We start from the raw sequence: 17,038 nt of genomic DNA, 5'->3' as shown, positions 1-17,038 counted from the left end.
GCCGGCACCGCCGCCGCCGTTCCACCGGCCGGCCTTGGCTGGCCGGGAGCAGATCGAGCGAACAGGAAGGCGACGACGTGACCTCCTCACCTCTTTCCCGGCGGTCCCTGTTGCGGGGCGGCGCGGCCGGCGGGCTCGGCATCGTGGTGGCCGGCAGCCTGGACGCCATCGCCGGACCGGCCGCGGCCCGGCCCGCGTGCCGCCCGGCCGCCGGCTACGGCGAACTGGTGCCGGACCCGGCCGGGCTGCTGGCCCTGCCACCGGGGTTCTCGTACACGGTGCTCGCCCAGGCCGGCGTGACGCTGCTGGAATCCGGCCAGCCCACCCCGAGCGACGCGGACGGCACCGGCTGCTTCCGCTCTCCGCGCGGCTCGGTGCTGGTGAACAACCACGAGATCGGCGGCGACGAGCCGTACCCGGTGCCGGCGTTGGCCGGGCTCGTCTACGACCCGGGCGCCCGCGGCGGCACCACCACCATCGAGGTGGACCGGCACGGCCGGCGGCTGCGCGAGTACGTCAGCGTGGCCGGCACGCACAACAACTGCGCCGGCGGCATCACCCCGTGGGGCACCTGGCTGACCTGCGAGGAGACCGAGCAGCGGGCCGGCGGGCGCTACCTGAAGGACCACGGGTACGTCTTCGAGGTCGACCCGCACGACCGGGCGGCCAACCTCGACCCGGTGCCGCTGACGTTCCTCGGCCGCTACTCCCACGAGGCGGTGGCCGTCGACCCGTACACCCACTCGATCTACCTGACCGAGGACGCCGGCGGCCCGAACGGCCTGTTCTTCAGGTGGACGCCGCCGTCCGGCTTCCGGGCCGGCAAGGGCGCGCTGCGGGCGCTCGCCCAGCGGCCCGACGGCGGCACCGCCGGCAGTCTCGCCGCGATGCGCTGCGTGCGCGACGACGGCCACGTGGCCGACCTGTCCGAGGCCGCCACCCCGGGCACCCGCTACCGGGTCGAGTGGGTGGAGGTGCCCGACCGGGACGCCCGGACCGTGTCGGTGCGCAAGCAGTTCACCGACGCCGAGGTGACCCGCAGCCGCAAGCTGGAGGGCGCCTGGTGGGGCGACGGCGGCGCGTACTTCGTGGCCAGTTTCGCCAGGCACGACGACGGCAGCGCCCACGAGCACGACGGCCAGGTGTGGTGCTACGACCCGCGCCGGCAGACCGTGACGCTGAAGACCATCTTCGGGGTGAACACCGACCCGGAGGCCGACCACGGCAACTACGACGGGCCGGACAACATCACCGTCTCGCCGTACGGCGGGGTGATCCTGGCCGAGGACGGCGCGGGCGTGTCGCACCTGGTCGGCGTCACCGAGCAGGGCCGGGCGTACCCGTTGGCGCGCAACGAGCTGAACGACAGCGAGTTCACCGGGCCGACGTTCAGCGCGGACGGGAGGACGCTGTTCGCCAACATCCAGTCGCCGGGGTACGTGTTCGCGATCACGGGGCCGTGGGGGCGGCCGGGCAACGGGCACCGCTGAGACGGCGCCGGCCGGCGGTTCCCGGACGGGAGCCGCCGGCCGTCGTATTCGCCGTCAGTGCTCTTCGCGTACGCCGATCTTCTTGGCCAGGTCGACGAAGCCCTGCCAGGCGCTCGGCTCGAAGGCGAGAATGCCGCCCGCCCGGTCCTTGGTGTCCCGGACCAGAACGACGCCCGCGAGGTTGTCGGCGACCTCCACACAAGAGCCGCCGTTGTTGCCGCTCTTCGTGCTCTTACGCCAGCGCGCACCGGTCATGTCCATGATCCTGCCGCTTCCCTGATCAGGTCTAGTGACTGGGTTCGGGAGAGTGAGTCGCCCCTGATGCGCTCCCACCTACGGCTGAGGGTAGCAACGGCCGCAGCCTCATTAAGGAGCTGCGCGGACGCCTGGCTGTCGACGTGCGCGACATGCTCGCCGGTGGGCAACTCGGCGAGGATGAAGCCGCCACCCAGGCCTGGATACATGCCGATGCCCCTCGGCACGATATGTATCTGGACGCCGGGCAGAGTTGCGCAGTCGGCCAGGTGCTCGACCTGCTCTCGCATCAGCCCACGGTCGCCGTAGGCCGACTGGTGGAGCACCCCCTCGAAGATGACCGCGACGACCAGGGGCGGCCGGTCCCGACGGAGGATCGCCTGTCGTTCGAGCCGGGAAGCAACCAGCTCGTCGATCTCCGCTGCGGTCAGCGCCTCGCCGGCAAGCGTCGCCCGTGCGTATGCCTCGGTCTGCAGTAGTCCGGGCACCCATGTGTGCTCGAACCAGCGGATCGAGACGGCGTCCCGTTCCCAGTCGACCCACTCACGCAGCCACGGCGGCTCACGGCGCTTGAGGACATCGGGCCAAAGGTCCCCGATGTCCCGGCCGAGGAGCGCCGCCACCTGCGCACGCCGCCGAGGCTGTGGGATACGTCCCGGGGAGATCCAACGGGCCGCCGTCTTCGGGTCCACGCCGGTCTGAGCTGCGAGGCTCTCGGCCGTTTCACCGGCTTCAGCCATCGCCACGTGGAGTGCGTGGTTCATCCTTCCTCCCTCATGGACGTCTCGGACAACTCGACACCATACGACAACGCTGTGTATTGATCCCGTTGCCGTCGGCAAGGTGATGCAGGGTGGTGCAGCCACTCCCCGGATGCTCAACCGTGCCGTGGCGCCGGCCGCCTCATGAATTCCGACGTGGTCCTTTATCGAACGGGGTGAAGTCCGTGCACGACAAGAGGCTCAGTGCGGCTCGTAACAGCACGCCACTGGCCGTGCTGCCGGGTGCCCGCCCGATCAAGGCAGGCACACTCCTCCGTCTAGACCACGCGGCAAGCGTGCAGTTCTGTCGTCCGATCACCATTCGCGTGATTCGAGAGATCGAGGATCGTCACCCCTACGACGGCTGGGCGTGGATCGAGGCGTACGAGCTGAACGCCAAGGGCGACGCAGTCGCCAAGCGAGAGCTGTTCGTGCAGATCGCCGGGCTGAACTGGCTGGATGCGAGTGCCGGACGAGGCGCGGCCGTCGCCCGCCGTGCCCATGGCGCCACCCGGCCACGGGTGCCGGCGTGAACACCGGCACCCGTCCGCATCTGCCGATGCGTCCGCTCTGGATCTGCAAGCGCTGTGCCAATCCATGGCCATGCGCACAGGCCCGGCTCGCACTGCTCGCCACCTACGCGCATGACCACATCTCCCTGTCGGTCTACCTGTGCGGGCAGCTCTACGACGCCGCCAAGGAACTGCATCGCCTTAACCCGCACGAGGCGCCGAGCCCGCAAGCGCTGTATGCCCGCTTCGTCGGTTGGGCGCCGTCGCGCTTACCCCCGCCTCCTTGACGACACATGCGCTACGCCTCTGGGATCGAGTTTGCGCTACTCGGATTCCGTGGAACGGATCTCGTCAGCAATGCCCGCAAGTGAGCCGAGGCTTGGGATGAACCAGCGTGTCGTGCCCTGCACAGCTCGTGGAGGCTCACCGGGTGCCGCTTTCAACATCTGCATGGTCAGTCCTGTGGGCGAGTACTGCTTGCGGTCCGCCGCCCAGAGCAACGGGTGCCGCCGGTCGTTGACCCACGTGGCCTGCCCTCGCCGCGGGTCCTCGGCGATCCACGGCAGAAGCGCTTTGCGTTCTGCCCCCGTGACCGGTCGGAACTCGACTGGCGAGCCGTCGGGAACCCGGCCCGAATTCACGATCACGACTACAGCCGCTGCCTTGCGCTCGGTCTCCTTGGGAGCGGGCCGATATTCGGCAGGGAGGTCCGGGCGTGATCGACCGCTACGGATCGATTCCAGAGTCAGGCTGACGAGCTGACGGCACTTCTGCGGGTGCTTGAACGTCACAAGGGCTGAGTTGGTCGGATACTCCGCGTCAAAGTGGTGGATGAGCCAGTCGAGCGCAGCGTCCGTGAGCGCCGGCACCTGGCGGATCACCCGGTCCCAGTCCTGATGCTGCTCATCCATCGGCTCGCTGCCGATCATCTGCATGACGAGGTGCACGATGAGCAGATCGCCATGCTCTGCCACCTGCGCGGCTCTTCCCTCCCTCAGGTTCTCGCCCACTTTCAGGTGAGCCAGCGCAGCCCGGAGAACGAGCACGGACCGCCAGACGCGATAGGCGCTCGGCTGCGCACCGAACAACTGGTGGTAACTGCCGTGCGCGCCGAACTCCCACAGGAGTTCCTGGTTCTGCTTGGCGCGCATTGCCAGCTCAGGGTTCCGATGCGCGCAGGACAGCGCCGTGGCCGCTTCCACTATCGAACAACCCGCGTCCGACGACGGGTCCACATCGCCCCGCTTGTATACGTAGGTCTTGTGCAGCGAGAGCGCAAAGTCGTCACGAAGCCTCGCCTGCCGCTCATCGAGCGCCGCGTAGTCCCGGGCCTGAACCTGATTCTGCGTGTTCGTCGCCTGCGTCACCTCTGTCGCGAAGCCTTCGGGACAGTCCTCCAGCGAGATCAACCGCACCCATACCCGACCGACGCCTGCGACATCGGGAGCCTGCCTCACCCCGGCATGCACGGCCGCCACGGTCTGGGCACCGTTGACCACGGTTGCGCCTGTCAGCACAAAGTCACCCGGCCCACCGGCCGCGTTGGCGAATTTCGCCGTACGTCGCACACTGTCGCAGAGCACTGTGATCCCGTTGTTGAAGTACCAGAAGTGATCGGGGCGCCTGGTCAGGGTCTCGGTGATGCCACGGTTGACTGTCGTCAGGCCCAGCGAGGTGCGGATGTTCTTGGCGAACAGACGGTCCCCGTGCTCGTCGTACCAGCCGGCCACCTCGCCGGCGTACATCGTGCCGTAGTACGCCTTGAACGGTTCGGGAATCGAGGCGCAGCCATCCAATCGGGCAGTGAGATCGATCTTCGCCTCACCGACGCCAGCCCGCACCAGGTCGTGGAAGTCCTTCAGACCGAGGATCTTCACGTCGGTCATCGGCTCCGTTTCCTGACGCGCTTGGTCAAGGACGAAACCCACCGCATCTGCGAGCACCGGACGACCGAGCAACGCCACAACAAGTGTGATCTTGATGTCACCCTCACCGAAGGCGCGGTCCACCGTGTCCGCAAGCGCCTGGAATCGCTTGTTGAAGCGGGCGTACTCCTCCCTCAACAGAAGATCGAAGCCCTGCTTGAACTTGAGCGCGCTGGCCTGATCGAGGGAGGCGTTGCCCGTGTCGCTCCACTTTGCTTGGACCAGCCATACGTGTGGCAGATCTTCACTGACCGCGACCGCGTCGATCCCCCAGTCATCGAATCCGTCGATGACTGCCGTCGCCGCCTCAGCCGGTCCGATGCCGGCGAGGTGCTGCACCGCCATCGCCGCCAGAGCCCGCGATAGGAACGCCTGCTCTCGGTGCCTTGCAGGAGCCTTCGCATCCACGTCGCTGAGGTCGATGTGTTCCTCGAACTGGCGCACGAGCGCTTCGCGCACATGCCGCACCTGAAGCGGGTTCATCTGCAATCGTCCTAGCCGCTGAGGGTGAAAGGAGGGATGAAACTCGTCCGTCGTCTACTGGCCTGGATCGGCGGCGGATGGCCTGGTAATCAACGCCTCCGCGATGGCCGCGAAGTCGGCCAGGGCTGCTTGAAGGTCGTCGACGATCTCCTGGGCGATCACCTCGGGAGGCAGCAGCGAGTCGGCATCCTCCAGCGAGGCGTCCTTGAGCCAGGTGATGTCCAGATTGACCTTGTCCCGGGCGATCAACTCGTCGTACGAGAACGCGCGGAAACGCTCGGTTTCCACCCGCTCGGCGCGGTCCTTGCCCGGCAGATAGCAGTCCACAAAATCCTGAAGGTGCTCACGTCGCAGCGCATTCTGCTTCAGCGTGAAGTGCTGGTTGGTGCGGAAGTCGTACACCCAGAGCTTCTGGGTCCACGGCTCCTCCCGGGCGCGCTTGCGCTCGAAGAAGAGCACGTTGGCCTTCACACCGCCCGCGTAGAAGATGCCGGTGGGCAGCCGCAACATGGTGTGCAGGTCGTACTGCTTGAGCAGCCGGCGGCGGATCGTCTCCCCCGCGCCGCCCTCGAACAGCACGTTGTCCGGCAGGACGACGGCGGCGCGACCGTCGATCTCCAGAAGCGAGGCGATGTGCTGGACGAAGTTGAGCTGCTTGTTGGCGGTGGTGGCCCAGAAGTCAGCCCGCTCGATCTCCCGTTCCTCCCGGTTGGACCGGCCGCCCTCACCAACGACCCGAATCGAGGAGCTACGGCCAAACGGCGGGTTGGCCAGTACCAGGCTCACGCGGCGGGCGGGCTCCTTGCCGAGCGCATCCCCGACAGTGATGAGGGACGGTCCGTTCGGCGTGCCGATGCCGTGCAGCAGCATGTTCATCGCCGCGAGGCGAGCCGTGCCGTCGACCAGTTCGGTGCCGGTGATCGCGCCGTGAGCGAGCCGCCGCCGCTGATCGGGGGTGAGGGCGCTGCCGTGGTGCCGCTGGATGTACTCAAAGGCGGCAAGCAGGAACCCGCCGGTGCCGCATGCTGGGTCGGTGATCGTGTCGTCCGGCGTGGGCAGCATGCAGTCGACCATCGCGGCGGTCAGCGCGCGGGGCGTGAAGTATTGCCCAGCGCCCGATTTGGCGTCCTCGGCTCCCTTGGCGAGCAGTTCCTCGTAAGCGTCGCCCTTGACGTCGACGCCGGTGCCCGACCATGCCTCCTTGTCGATCAGGTCCACGATCAGTCGCTTGAGCTTCGCCGGATCCTGGATCTTGTTCTGCGCCTTGCGGAAGATGGTGCCGAGGGTGCCGCCCTCCTTGCCCAGCCCGGTCAGGATGTGCCGGTACTGCACCTCCAGCGCATCGCCCTCGGTATCGAGCAGGGTCTGCCAGCTCAGCTCGTCCGGCACAATCTGTTCGGGCTTCAGTGGCCGGCGCGCGCGTTCGTCGGCCATCTTGAGGAACAACAGGTAGGTCAACTGCTCTACGTAGTCGATGGTTGAGACGCCGTCGTCACGCAGCACGTCGCAGTAGTTCCACAGCTTCTGCACCAGCCGACGCGAATCCACATTGCTCACAGCGGCAGTGCCTCCTGCTGATAGTTGTCACCGGTCACCCTGGTCGGCGGAGCCGGTAGCCCCTTCGTGGCACGCAAACTGCGCGCCCTCCGCTTCGGAGGCGTGGCTCCCCGTTCGGCCCGGACGCGAGCGAGCAAAGCCGACGCCGGCTCATCGTTCCGATCCTGAGGCACAAGCTGGCCAGTAAAGGCGGCTGACAGAAGCGCCTTCCTCAACTTCTCACCCCGCCGAGCGGCGCTCGCAACGTCGCCCCTCAGCCGATCCACCATCTTGAGCTGGAAGGAAGTTTCGGCCGCGATTCGCGTTTGATCGACAGCCCTGGGGATAGGGATCCGAATCTCCAGAAGGGCCCGCTGCGAAATGTTTCGCATTGAGTCTTTGGTACCTGTAGCTTTGGCCGATATCTGGCGTCGCACAAACGGCGAAGCAAGTAGATGGAGTAGCCAATCCTTATCAACTTCCGAATTTACGCGCAACCGAAGACTCTTATCACTAAGCAGCAACCTCTGTCGCAACATTCCCACCATCACGGGTGCACCGACATAGGCTGACGTGTTGGCCCGACTAACCAGGATATCGCCCGAATGGATTTGGTTTGCGAAATCAATAACACGACCTTCAGGCACGGCCTTGTTCTCATCTGGGCGGAACTCGCCCCACGTCATAGCGCTTACCTTGATCACGCCCCATTCATCAGGACGGGCGGGGCGCGGATGGCAGCTGAATGACTGGCCAGCTTCTACCGAGGCGACTACATCCCCGAGCATCCCCCATCGCCAGCCAGCAGGAAGACCGCGATCAACGCCGACACCACCAAGAACGGCACTCTGCCGAAGGGAGCGAGTCAGGTTATGTAATCTGATAGAACCCCGCTCGAGATTTATCCGGCCTGCCGTGACATGCGATAGTCGCCTTTCGAGGGCAGCCACGATGCGGCACTGCTCAGCGAGCGGCGGAACCGGAACCGGCAGTTGGGAAAGTGCCCGCTCGTTAATTTTCGGGAGCACAGTACGCGCCTGACGAGCAGCGGCCGCTTGAGTGAATTCGGCGGTCAGCATCCAATGAAATAGAAAGCGTCGATCAATTGAGCAATCAATTGGATACATGTCGGCGCTGCATAGGCCGTCAAAATTGACGTCTACAACCTTGGATAGGTATGGTCGAATCTTCGAGTAAAGCAACTGTCCCGCGAAAAAGCGATGCTTGGGACTTGTAACACCATCTTCGGCGACTGTACGGTACGGGAGGAGCCGGCCGCTCCCAGATTCGATATGGTTAGGTGCGATATGCGGCACCGCAGGGAAATCGGCTGGATCTACTAGGTTAGAGGCAACGTAGGCGACTTCACCGAAGGTTGTCCACCTCCACGAGGCCGGAACGCGGAATGGCTCGGTCATGCGGAAACCTCTTCGTTCAACTCAGTTAGCAACGACTCAGCGCGCTCGCCGAACGCGCCCGCGTATCCGTCGATGCCACCCCGCTCGGTGAACGGCGCTCCTTCCAGGTCGTCCGGGCTGATCTCCACGCTGACCGCTATCACGTCCTTGATCCTCTCCAGCCACCACGCCTGATCGGCAGTGAACGTAGCGCCCGCCTGCTCCTGTCGCAGCAGCCACCCACGGAAGCGCTCCTCGACCAGGCTGCGGTACGGGCGCAGTTCCTGGTCGAGTCCCAACTCATACCGGACGAGACTGACAAGATCGGTGACGCCCCGGTTGCCGGGGGTCTCGGCGGTGCGCCCGAGCAGCACGTACGACTTCCACAGCGACTCGGGCGTCCATGCCTGCGGCGGCCGGGCGATCCGTGCGGCCAGTTCCTTGAGCTGCTCGTAGCCCACCCGGCCCTGGCCCTCGTAGAAGACCTGCAACGCGGTGATCTCGTCGCGGTGCTCCTCCAGGTAGTCGTGCCAGCTCTTCACGGTGACCTGGGCGCGCTCCTCGGCCGGGACGCCCTGCGCCGAGATCAGCCGGTCGGTGTTCACCTCGTCGATGGTGATGTCGTGGGCGCGGCGGATCTCCAGGATGCGTTCCCGCAGCGGCGGGTTCGCGGCGAGCGGGCGCAGCGCGCCGGCCAGCAGGTCCCGCACCGCAGCCGGGCCGGCCTGTGTGGCCGGGTTGAGCTGTTCCGGGGCGACCGCGTCGGTGAGGCCGCGCACGATGTCCCTCAGCGGCTGGCCGGCGAGGTCGGCCAGCTCGGCGCGTTCGTCGTCGGTGAGCTGCTGGTTGAGCCGGGCCAGCCGGGAGGCCAGCGTGGACACCTCGTCGGCGTCGGCGGTCAGGGTGCCGGCCTTGCGAAGCAGGTCGCGCAGCGAGATCTGGCGTTCGGTGTGGCGTTGCAGCGGGACCGCCTCGTCCAGGTCGGCCTCGGTGACACCGACCGCGTCGACGATGACGAAGCGGTCCTTGACCTCGGCGTCGGGCGTGACGGCCTGGAAGTCGGCGGCGTCGATGGTCCGGGCACCGCGCCCCTTCATCTGCTCGAAGTAGGTGGAGCTGCGCACCGGGCGCAGGAAGAAGACGCACTCCAAGGGCCGGACGTCAGTGCCGGTGGCGATCATGTCCACGGTCACCGCGATCCGCAGCTCGGGGCTGTTGCGGAACGCCTGGATCAGCGTGTCCGGGTTGTCGCCCTCGCGCCGCGAGGCGTACGTGATCTTCTTGACGAAGTCGTTGCCCCGGTTGAAGACATACCGGACCATCTGCACGATCTCCTCGGCGTGGTTGTCATCCCGCGCGAAGATCAGCGTCTTGGGCACTGTCGACCGTCCCGGGAAGATCTCCTCGAAGAGCTTCTCGCGGAACGTCTCCAGCACCAGTTTGAGCTGCCCCTTCGAGATCACCGACCGGCCCACCTGGCTGCCGCCGTACGTGAAGTCGTCGTCCAGCTCCTGGTAGCGCTCGGCACGGGTTCGCCGGTCCCGCAACGGCACGACGGTGCCGGCCTCGATGTCCGCGCCGCTCTCGGTGATCTCGGTCTTGATCCGGTAGACGTCGAAGTCGACGTTGACCCCGTCGGCGACGGCCTGCTCGTACGTGTACTCGGAGACCAGATTCTGCTGGAAGAAGCCGAGGGTCTGCTTGACGGGCGTGGCGGTCAGCCCGACCACGAACGCGTCGAAGTACTCGATGACCGCCCGCCACTTCCCGTAGATCGAGCGGTGGCACTCGTCCACCACGATCAGGTCGAACGTCTCCGGCGCAAGCTGCGGGTTGTAGGCCACCTCCGCCGGCTCGTCCAGGTCATAGCTGTCGTAGGCGCGGTCGTCCAGGTCGACGTCGGGCAGCTCGACGCCGCGCAACGCGCCGTAGAGGCGCTGGATGGTGGAGATGACCACGGCGGACGAGTCGAGCATGCCGGTACCGGAGAGCCGGTCGACGTTGTAAAGGTCGGTGAACTTCCGCCCGTCGTCGGGGGCTTGATAGCCGGCGTACTCCCGCAGCGTCTGCTTGCCGAGGTTGTTGCGGTCGACCAGGAACAGGATCCGGGCGGCGCGCGCGTGCTTGAGCAGCCGGTAGCTGGCCGTCACCGCGGTGAAGGTCTTGCCCGCACCGGTCGCCATCTGGATCAGCGACCGCGGCCGGTCCTCGGCGAGCGACCGTTCTAGCCCTGCGACGGCGTCGACCTGGGCGGGTCGCAGGCCGAGCCGGTCCAGCGCCGGCATCCGCCGCAGCCGGGCCCGCAGCGTCGGCACGGCCGGGTCGTCGTCGGCCTCCCGCATCCACCGCGCGAGGGTCGCCGGCTGGTGGAAGGCGAAGACCTCCCGGGTACGGGGAAACGGGTCCAGCCGGTTGACGAAGGCGGTCTCCGTGCCGGTGGCGACGTATCCGAACGGCAGCGGCTCGTCCCGCCGCCAGGCGCTCAGCTTCTGCGCCGCGGTGAGCCCGCTCAGATAGCGGTCGAGCTGCGCCTCGGCTCCGCGCGGTGCGGTGCCCTCCCGCTTCGCCTCGATCACACCAACGAGTCGCTGGTCCACGTAGAGCAGGTAGTCGGCGCGGCCGGTCGCGAGCGTTACCTCCCGGACGGCGACGCCGGTGGCCGCGAACAGGTTGATCTGGTTCTCGTCCTGGACCACCCACCCGGCGGCGGCCAACTGCCTGTCGATCTCCCGCCGGGTCTGCACCTCGTTGAGCGGCTCGTGGGACGCACGGCGGGCACGGGCGATGAAGTCCTCCCGCCGGGCGGCGGACACCCGTGCCGGCTTTCGCTGCTCGGCGGCCCGCTGCGCCTCGTGCGCCGCCGGCTCCAGGCTCGCCACCAGGGCGGCGGCCTCGCCCTGACGGGCGCTCGCCGCGCGGACCGCCTGCTCCGCCGCCGCGTGCGCGTCGGCATGGGCCTGCACCAGGGAGGGCTTGCCATCGAGCAGCAGCTTGGTCTGCGCCAACTCGTTCTTGTAGCCCTCAAGCTCGGCCTGGAGCGCGTCCGCGACGCTCTGCGGCACCTGCTGAGGGGGTGGCGTGGGCGGGACGAAACCGATCGGCGAGCGGTCGCCGGTCAGCGCGCGGTGGAACCAGACGCCCAGCTCGAAACAGGTGCGCAGCAGCTCCAGCGCCGCGCGCACCTCGCCCAGGTGATCGTGCACGGCGCGGTTGCCCTGGTCACGCAGCCGATCGAAGGCACGGTAGATCTCCGGGACGAGAGTTCCGTTGGCCTGGAGCGCCTGCACCCGGTGGAAGAACTTCTCCGACTGCGGTCGCGCGTCGGTGCGGCGCACCAGATCCTTCGCCAACTCGTCGCCGAAGGCGCGGATCTTGAACATCGCCGCCTGGGCGTCGACGTAGACGAGCAACTCGGCCCCGGCGCCGTACCAGACCAGGAGTGGATGGTCCTTGAGGAAGCCGAAGTTGGCAGACTGCTCTGCCAGCCGTCGTACCTGTCGCTGATCCACGGTCCTCCACGCGCGTCGCCGGGGAATGAACACGTCAGGATAGGAACGATCGATGGTTGACGCAGCACGACCGAACGCCGGAATCAGGTATCCGACAGAATCCGCTGAGCCCTTTCTTCCCCGTAGATCTTGGTACGGGGGCGCCCCTCACGGGGCGTGCGCGTACCAAGATCTGCCCTGCGCGCGGCCCTTGATCAGGTGGCAAACCTCGTTGGCGCCCGTAACTGGGATTTTGCGACAACCTGTCGTAATGTTTGCGACAGGTTGTCGCATAAGGAGCGTGGCGTCGTGACGAAGCAGGCAGTGAACACGGGTACGGGCGGCGAAACCCAGAAGCTGGTCGTCGTGACCGGAGCCTCCACGGGCATGGGCGCGGCAGCCGCCCACGAGCTGGCTCGCCAGGGATTCCACGTCCTGGCCGGCGTGCGACGCGATCGTGACGGCGACGCCATCCGGGCCGCCGGCGTCGAACCGGTCATCCTTGACATCACCGAGCCCGAGCACGTGAACGCACTCGCCGCCCGGGTCGCCGCAGGCCCTGGCGAGTTGCACGCGCTTGTCAACAACGCCGGCATCCAGGTGAACGGGCCGGTCGAAGCTCTGCCCATGGAGCAGTGGCGGCGGGTGTTCGAGGTCAACCTGTTCGGCCACATCGCCGTCACCCAGGCGCTCCTGCCCGCCCTGTTGCGCAGCAAGGGCAGAGTGATCAATATCAGCTCGATCGGCGGCCGGGCCGCCATGGCCACCTACGGCGCGTACGCCGGCACGAAGTTCGCCCTGGAGGCGGTCAGCGACGCATTGCGTCGGGAGGTCGCGCCGTTGGGCGTACACGTGGTCGTGGTCGAGCCCGGCGGCGTCCGCACGGAGATGGCCACCCGCGGAGTCGCCACGGCGAACGACTTGGCCGCGCGGATGACACCGGATCAGGTCGAGCGCTACGGCAGTCTGGTCCAGGCGAACAACGCCCTGATGACCTCGGGCACCGCATCGGGCCTGACCGCCGATGCCGCCGCCCGAATCATCGTCAAGGCCGTGACGACCCGCAAACCGCGTGCCCGCTACACCGCCGGCCGGGATGCCGCCATGATCATCCCCCTGACCCGGATACTGTCCGATCGCACGCTCGACCGCATTCTCGCCGCCAACCTGCGCCGCCACTACCCGAAGCAAGCCACCGCGTAGTCACCGACCCTCCTTGCACAGCGGGGCAGGGCACGCTCGGGGCGGGCACGGGACCCCACGAAGGAGGGTGATCGGATGCCGCGCATCCGGGGAGTCAACCTCGAGGAGCACCACGAACTGGTGTGGGCGAGCCTCGCCGAGGCGATACGGCAGTTGCTGCTCGAACGCGACTACGAATCGATCAACATGGGCCACATCGCCGCCCGCGCCGGGCTCGCGCGCAACACCCTGTACAACTATGCGGCCGACAAACGCGCCCTGGTCATGGCGTTGTCCGAGCGTAGCGGCCGGCCCACGGTCGAGCGGGTAACCGCAATCGCCGCGCGTTCCGCGGAGCCGGCGGCGCAGCGCATGATGGAGATCATCCAGGAGGTCCTGGAGGCGTTCACGGACCCGGCCATGCATTTGATGTTCCGGCCGGGCACCCGCATGCCGGCCGCCGAGGTGCCCAGGGGGCCGGACAACCCGTTCCACGCCATCGTGGTCGAGGTGGAACACGTTGTCCGGGACGGGATGGCGCGTGGCGAATTCCGCGACGTCGGCGACCCGCACCTCGCAGTGGAGTTGCTGTCCGGTGTCATGCGCGCCGGCGCGGAACGTATCGGCCGGGATCCGGCCGCCTTCGCGGCTACGGTCCGGGCAGCGCGAGAAGTAATCCTCGCCTCCCTGGCTGCCTAGCACCGCATCCGCCGCATCGACCTCGGACTCCAACCACGACCACGAATCGCGGCCGCGACCGGGGCACCGGTTCACGCATGGCCACCTCCGGGTCACACGGGGGTGTCGCACCATTGTCGACGCTCGACGCACCCGGCAGGGTGGGGCCCCGCTCGACGGGTGCCGAGCGGGGCCCCACCCTCACATGCGGATCAGCCGATGGCGGCGGTCAGCGCGGCCAGGTAGCCGTAGCGGTAGCCGTTCGCGTTCGGGTGGTACGCCTCGATCACGCCGCTGACGTCGCGGATCCACGGCTCGGCGCCGCACACGCCGTGCCCGGCGAAGAACGGCCGCGCGTCGACGAAGGTGCCGCCGGCCGCGGCGACCCGGCCGGCGATGACGCCGTTGAGGGTGTCAGCGGCCTGGTTGAGGATGGTGCGCTTGTAGCTGCTCATGGCGAGCAGTCCACAGGAGCCGGTCTCGAACAGCCGCGGGTAGCCGAGCACCACGAGCCGGGCGTTGGGGGCCCGGTTGCGGATCGCGGCATACGTGGCGTCGAGGCGGCCGGGCAGCGTCGCGGTGGTGAACGCCCTGGACTCGTTGACCGCGGTCTCGCAGCTGGACGTGCTGCCGAAGCGGCAACTGGTCATCACGTCGGCGAAGCCGGCGTCGTTGCCGCCGATGGTGAGGGTGACGAGCGTGGTGCTGGTGCTGAGCTGGCCGACCTGATTGTTCAGCACGTCGGAGGTGACCGCGCCGCCGCAGGCCGGGAAGCGGAAGCTGGTCACCGAGTGCGCGGCCGCCCAGAGCGGGGCGTACGACTTCTGGCTGCGCAGGCAGGTGGACAGGTCGTACGGACTGGCGCCGACACCGGAGGAGTAGGAGTCGCCGAGGGCGACGTAGTTGACGGTGGCGGCGCGGGCGGCACCGGGCAGAAGCACGGCGCCGAGGACGGCTGCCAGCACCGCGGCAAGCGCGGTACGGACGCGACGGGACATGAAGGGACCTCCACGAGGCAGGGGTGGTGGAGCCCGTTGACCGCGCGCGTGGTCGAGGGGTTCGTGCTGTTACTGGGCGGTAATGCTATCGAAACATTTCCCCGAATTGAATAGGTCGCGGCGACCGGATGAAAGAGATTCGTTTACATGTGTCGATTAGGTTGGGTGTGACACCCGATGGAGGGAGCTCCACCCGTGCGACACCCACTCACGGCGGCGATCACCGCCCTGACCCTCGCCGCGGCCGGCACCATCGTGACCGGCGCCCCCGCCCAGGCCGCCCCGACCGGATGGGGTCGGCCGCTGCCGGCCGCTGCCGCCCCGACACCGGGCAGCCCCGGGCTCGGTGACAGCTACTTTCCCGACTACGGCAACGGCGGCTACGACGTCGACCACTACGACATCCGGCTGCGCTACGAACCGGCCACCGACCGGCTCAGCGGCACCACCACGATCCTGGCCACCGCGACGCAGGACCTGTCCCGCTTCAACCTCGACTTCGCCCTCGACGTCGAGTCGGTCCGGGTCAACGGCTGGACCGCCGGCTTCGCCCGGGCCGGCGACCACGAGCTGGTGGTCACCCCGGCCCGGTCCGTGACCACCGGCCAGCAGCTCACCGTCGTGGTCAGGTACGCGGGCGTGCCGTCCCAGACGAAGGTGTACGGCTACACCGGCTGGACCCGCACCGCCGACGGCGCACTCGCCGTCAACGAGCCCGAGTCCGCCTGGTGGTGGTACCCGAGCAACGACCACCCCAAGGACAAGGCCACCTGGGACATCTCGGTGTCCGTGCCGACCGGCGTCGAGGTCATCAGCAACGGCGTGCAGCCGCGCGACCCGCTGCCCGAGGCCGGCAACCGCACCCGGTGGATCTGGCGCAGCGTCAAGCCCGGTGCCACGTACCAGTCGTTCCTGGCCATCGGGCAGTACGACATCGTCACCGACACCGCGCCCAACGGGCAGCCGGTGGTCAACGCGTACAGCACCACGCTCGGCGAGCGTGGGCCGGCGGCGCGGGCCAGCATCGAACGCACCGCCGAGATCGTCGACTGGGAGAGCGGGCTGTTCGGCCCGTACCCGTTCGAGGCGCAGGGCGGCGTGGCCGGCCCGGTCGACGGCATCAGCTTCGCCCTGGAGACGCAGACCCGACCGGTCTACGGCCCCGGCTTCTGGCGGCGCGGCGCGAATCCGTACGTGGTGGTGCACGAGAACGCCCACCAGTGGTTCGGCGACTCGGTCTCGGTGGCCGACTGGCGTGACATCTGGCTCAACGAGGGCTTCGCCTCGTACGCCGAGTGGCTGTGGTCGGAGGAGCAGGACGAGGGCACCGCCCAGGAGCTCTTCGACTTCACCTACGACAGCTACCCGGCCGACTCCGAGTTCTGGCAGGTGCTCCCCGGCGACCCGGGGCCGGCCCGGGTCTTCGACGACGCGGTCTACGACCGGGGCGCGATGGCGCTGCACCAGATCCGGCTGGCCGTCGGCGACGAGGCGTTCCTGCGGATCCTGCGCACCTGGACCGCCCAGCGGCAGTACGGCAACGGCACCGTCGCGCAGTTCCAGGCGCTCGCCGAGCGCGTCTCCGGCCGGGACCTGGACGCCGTGTTCACCACCTGGCTGTTCACCGCCGGCCGGCCCGACCTCGCCGCCTCGTCCCGGGCGTCGGCCGCGCCGACCCGGCCGGCATCCTGGGCGAAGATCCGGGCGGCACACGAGCTGCTCGGCCACTGACCGGCACCGGCCGGGCCGCTCCCAGTACGGGACGGCCCGGCCGGCCCCGGAAGGAGGACGATGATCCGCAACGTCCACGAACGACACCTGCCCGTGCCCGTCGCGGCGGGCGGCGCGTTGATCGACTCGTTGGCCGGGCCGGACGACCGGCTCTGGCCCCGACGGCGGTGGCCGGCGATGCGCCTGGACCGACCCCTGGGGGTCGGAGCCACCGGTGGGCACGGGCCGGTCCGCTACACGGTGCAGGACCACCGGCCCGGCGAGCACGTCCGCTTCCGGTTCCGCGCCCCGACCGGTTTCCGGGGCTACCACGAGTTCGAGGTGCTGCCGGGGACCGGCGACGGGTGCCTGCTGCGCCACCAACTGGTGATGACCGTGCACGGGTCGGCGCGGCTGAGCTGGCCGCTGTTCTTCCGCCCGCTGCACGACGCGCTGGTGGAGGACAGCCTCGACACCGCCGAGGCCAGCCTCGGCGTCGGCCCGGCCGCGCCGCGGCGTTGGCCGGCCCGGGTACGCCTCCTGCGGTGGCTGGCCCGGGCGGTGCGCCGTGGCCGGCGCGGCGGCGCGAGCCCGCACTGACGGGCCCGCCGGCCGTGCGACCG

General features: G+C 68.3%; 14 protein-coding genes. 7 read left to right on the top strand and 7 right to left on the bottom strand.

What is annotated here, in order from left to right:
* Positions 1–77 precede the first annotated feature (77 nt).
* On the top strand, positions 78–1,490 hold the full coding sequence (locus ACLQ2X_RS19410) for an alkaline phosphatase PhoX (protein WP_425682461.1): 1,413 nt from the start codon (positions 78–80) through the stop codon (positions 1,488–1,490).
* A gap of 54 nt (positions 1,491–1,544) precedes the next feature.
* Here ACLQ2X_RS19410 and ACLQ2X_RS19405 read toward each other — a convergent pair whose 3' ends face one another.
* Together ACLQ2X_RS19405 and ACLQ2X_RS19400 are read right to left on the bottom strand one after the other, a co-directional pair.
* Entirely contained in the window at positions 1,545–1,745 is a 201-nt protein-coding gene (locus ACLQ2X_RS19405) for a DUF397 domain-containing protein (protein ID WP_425682460.1), read from the bottom strand.
* Positions 1,742–2,509: a DUF5753 domain-containing protein gene (locus ACLQ2X_RS19400; protein WP_425682459.1), complete on the bottom strand. Its 768-nt coding sequence runs from the start codon at positions 2,507–2,509 to the stop codon at positions 1,742–1,744. The genes ACLQ2X_RS19405 and ACLQ2X_RS19400 overlap by 4 nt, the downstream gene beginning before the upstream one ends.
* A gap of 182 nt (positions 2,510–2,691) precedes the next feature.
* On the opposite strand from ACLQ2X_RS19400, the gene ACLQ2X_RS19395 reads away from it, so the two are divergent.
* Positions 2,692–3,039, top strand: coding sequence for a hypothetical protein (locus ACLQ2X_RS19395; protein ID WP_425682458.1), 348 nt, complete (start codon positions 2,692–2,694; stop codon positions 3,037–3,039).
* Positions 3,040–3,065: 26 nt separating this feature from the next.
* Positions 3,066–3,305 carry a hypothetical protein gene (locus ACLQ2X_RS19390; RefSeq protein ID WP_425682528.1) on the top strand — a complete coding sequence of 80 codons (240 nt, stop codon included), beginning with the start codon at positions 3,066–3,068 and terminating at the stop codon, positions 3,303–3,305.
* A gap of 36 nt (positions 3,306–3,341) precedes the next feature.
* Here ACLQ2X_RS19390 and ACLQ2X_RS19385 read toward each other — a convergent pair whose 3' ends face one another.
* From ACLQ2X_RS19385 to ACLQ2X_RS19370, 4 genes are read right to left on the bottom strand one after another with little or no spacing between them, the layout of a single operon-like run.
* Positions 3,342–5,426 carry an AIPR family protein gene (locus ACLQ2X_RS19385; protein ID WP_425682457.1) on the bottom strand — a complete coding sequence of 695 codons (2,085 nt, stop codon included), beginning with the start codon at positions 5,424–5,426 and terminating at the stop codon, positions 3,342–3,344.
* Positions 5,427–5,480: 54 nt separating this feature from the next.
* Positions 5,481–6,983, bottom strand: coding sequence for a type I restriction-modification system subunit M (locus ACLQ2X_RS19380; protein ID WP_425682456.1), 1,503 nt, complete (start codon positions 6,981–6,983; stop codon positions 5,481–5,483).
* Positions 6,980–8,380, bottom strand: coding sequence for a restriction endonuclease subunit S (locus tag ACLQ2X_RS19375; protein WP_425682455.1), 1,401 nt, complete (start codon positions 8,378–8,380; stop codon positions 6,980–6,982). Before ACLQ2X_RS19375 ends, ACLQ2X_RS19380 begins: the two co-directional genes overlap by 4 nt.
* Positions 8,377–11,868 (bottom strand): DEAD/DEAH box helicase family protein, encoded by a 3,492-nt coding sequence (locus ACLQ2X_RS19370; RefSeq protein WP_425682454.1) that lies wholly within the window; start codon positions 11,866–11,868, stop codon positions 8,377–8,379. Before ACLQ2X_RS19370 ends, ACLQ2X_RS19375 begins: the two co-directional genes overlap by 4 nt.
* Positions 11,869–12,132: 264 nt before the next feature.
* Between ACLQ2X_RS19370 and ACLQ2X_RS19365 the strand changes: the two genes are divergently transcribed.
* A complete protein-coding gene (locus ACLQ2X_RS19365) occupies positions 12,133–13,050 on the top strand; it encodes an SDR family oxidoreductase (RefSeq protein ID WP_425682453.1) in 918 nt (305 codons plus the stop codon).
* A 75-nt stretch (positions 13,051–13,125) separates the two neighbouring features.
* Positions 13,126–13,728 carry a TetR/AcrR family transcriptional regulator gene (locus ACLQ2X_RS19360; RefSeq protein WP_425682452.1) on the top strand — a complete coding sequence of 201 codons (603 nt, stop codon included), beginning with the start codon at positions 13,126–13,128 and terminating at the stop codon, positions 13,726–13,728.
* A gap of 191 nt (positions 13,729–13,919) precedes the next feature.
* Here ACLQ2X_RS19360 and ACLQ2X_RS19355 read toward each other — a convergent pair whose 3' ends face one another.
* A complete protein-coding gene (locus tag ACLQ2X_RS19355; RefSeq protein WP_425682451.1) occupies positions 13,920–14,705 on the bottom strand; it encodes an SGNH/GDSL hydrolase family protein in 786 nt (261 codons plus the stop codon).
* Positions 14,706–14,882: 177 nt separating this feature from the next.
* Between ACLQ2X_RS19355 and ACLQ2X_RS19350 the strand changes: the two genes are divergently transcribed.
* A complete protein-coding gene (locus tag ACLQ2X_RS19350) occupies positions 14,883–16,436 on the top strand; it encodes a M1 family metallopeptidase (RefSeq protein ID WP_425682450.1) in 1,554 nt (517 codons plus the stop codon).
* A gap of 60 nt (positions 16,437–16,496) precedes the next feature.
* Positions 16,497–17,015, top strand: coding sequence for a hypothetical protein (locus tag ACLQ2X_RS19345; RefSeq protein ID WP_425682449.1), 519 nt, complete (start codon positions 16,497–16,499; stop codon positions 17,013–17,015).
* Positions 17,016–17,038: the final 23 nt, after the last annotated feature.

The sequence above is a fragment of the Micromonospora sp. DT31 genome (genome assembly GCF_049841795.1).
GTDB lineage: Bacteria > Actinomycetota > Actinomycetes > Mycobacteriales > Micromonosporaceae > Micromonospora.
The sequence above is the reverse complement of the archived record's forward strand: the minus strand, read 5'-3'. Positions and strand labels throughout refer to the sequence as shown.

Excerpts from the sequence above, each read along its gene's own strand:
- ACLQ2X_RS19405 (WP_425682460.1), bottom strand. The coding sequence starts at position 1,745 with ATGACCGGTGCGCGCTGGCGTAAGAGCACGAAGAGCGGCAACAACGGC.
- ACLQ2X_RS19400 (WP_425682459.1), bottom strand. The coding sequence starts at position 2,509 with ATGAACCACGCACTCCACGTGGCGATGGCTGAAGCCGGTGAAACGGCC.
- ACLQ2X_RS19390 (WP_425682528.1), top strand. The coding sequence starts at position 3,066 with ATGCGTCCGCTCTGGATCTGCAAGCGCTGTGCCAATCCATGGCCATGC.
- ACLQ2X_RS19385 (WP_425682457.1), bottom strand. The coding sequence starts at position 5,426 with ATGAACCCGCTTCAGGTGCGGCATGTGCGCGAAGCGCTCGTGCGCCAG.
- ACLQ2X_RS19375 (WP_425682455.1), bottom strand. The coding sequence starts at position 8,380 with ATGACCGAGCCATTCCGCGTTCCGGCCTCGTGGAGGTGGACAACCTTC.
- ACLQ2X_RS19360 (WP_425682452.1), top strand. The coding sequence starts at position 13,126 with ATGCCGCGCATCCGGGGAGTCAACCTCGAGGAGCACCACGAACTGGTG.
- ACLQ2X_RS19355 (WP_425682451.1), bottom strand. The coding sequence starts at position 14,705 with ATGTCCCGTCGCGTCCGTACCGCGCTTGCCGCGGTGCTGGCAGCCGTC.
- ACLQ2X_RS19350 (WP_425682450.1), top strand. The coding sequence starts at position 14,883 with ATGGAGGGAGCTCCACCCGTGCGACACCCACTCACGGCGGCGATCACC.
- ACLQ2X_RS19345 (WP_425682449.1), top strand. The coding sequence starts at position 16,497 with ATGATCCGCAACGTCCACGAACGACACCTGCCCGTGCCCGTCGCGGCG.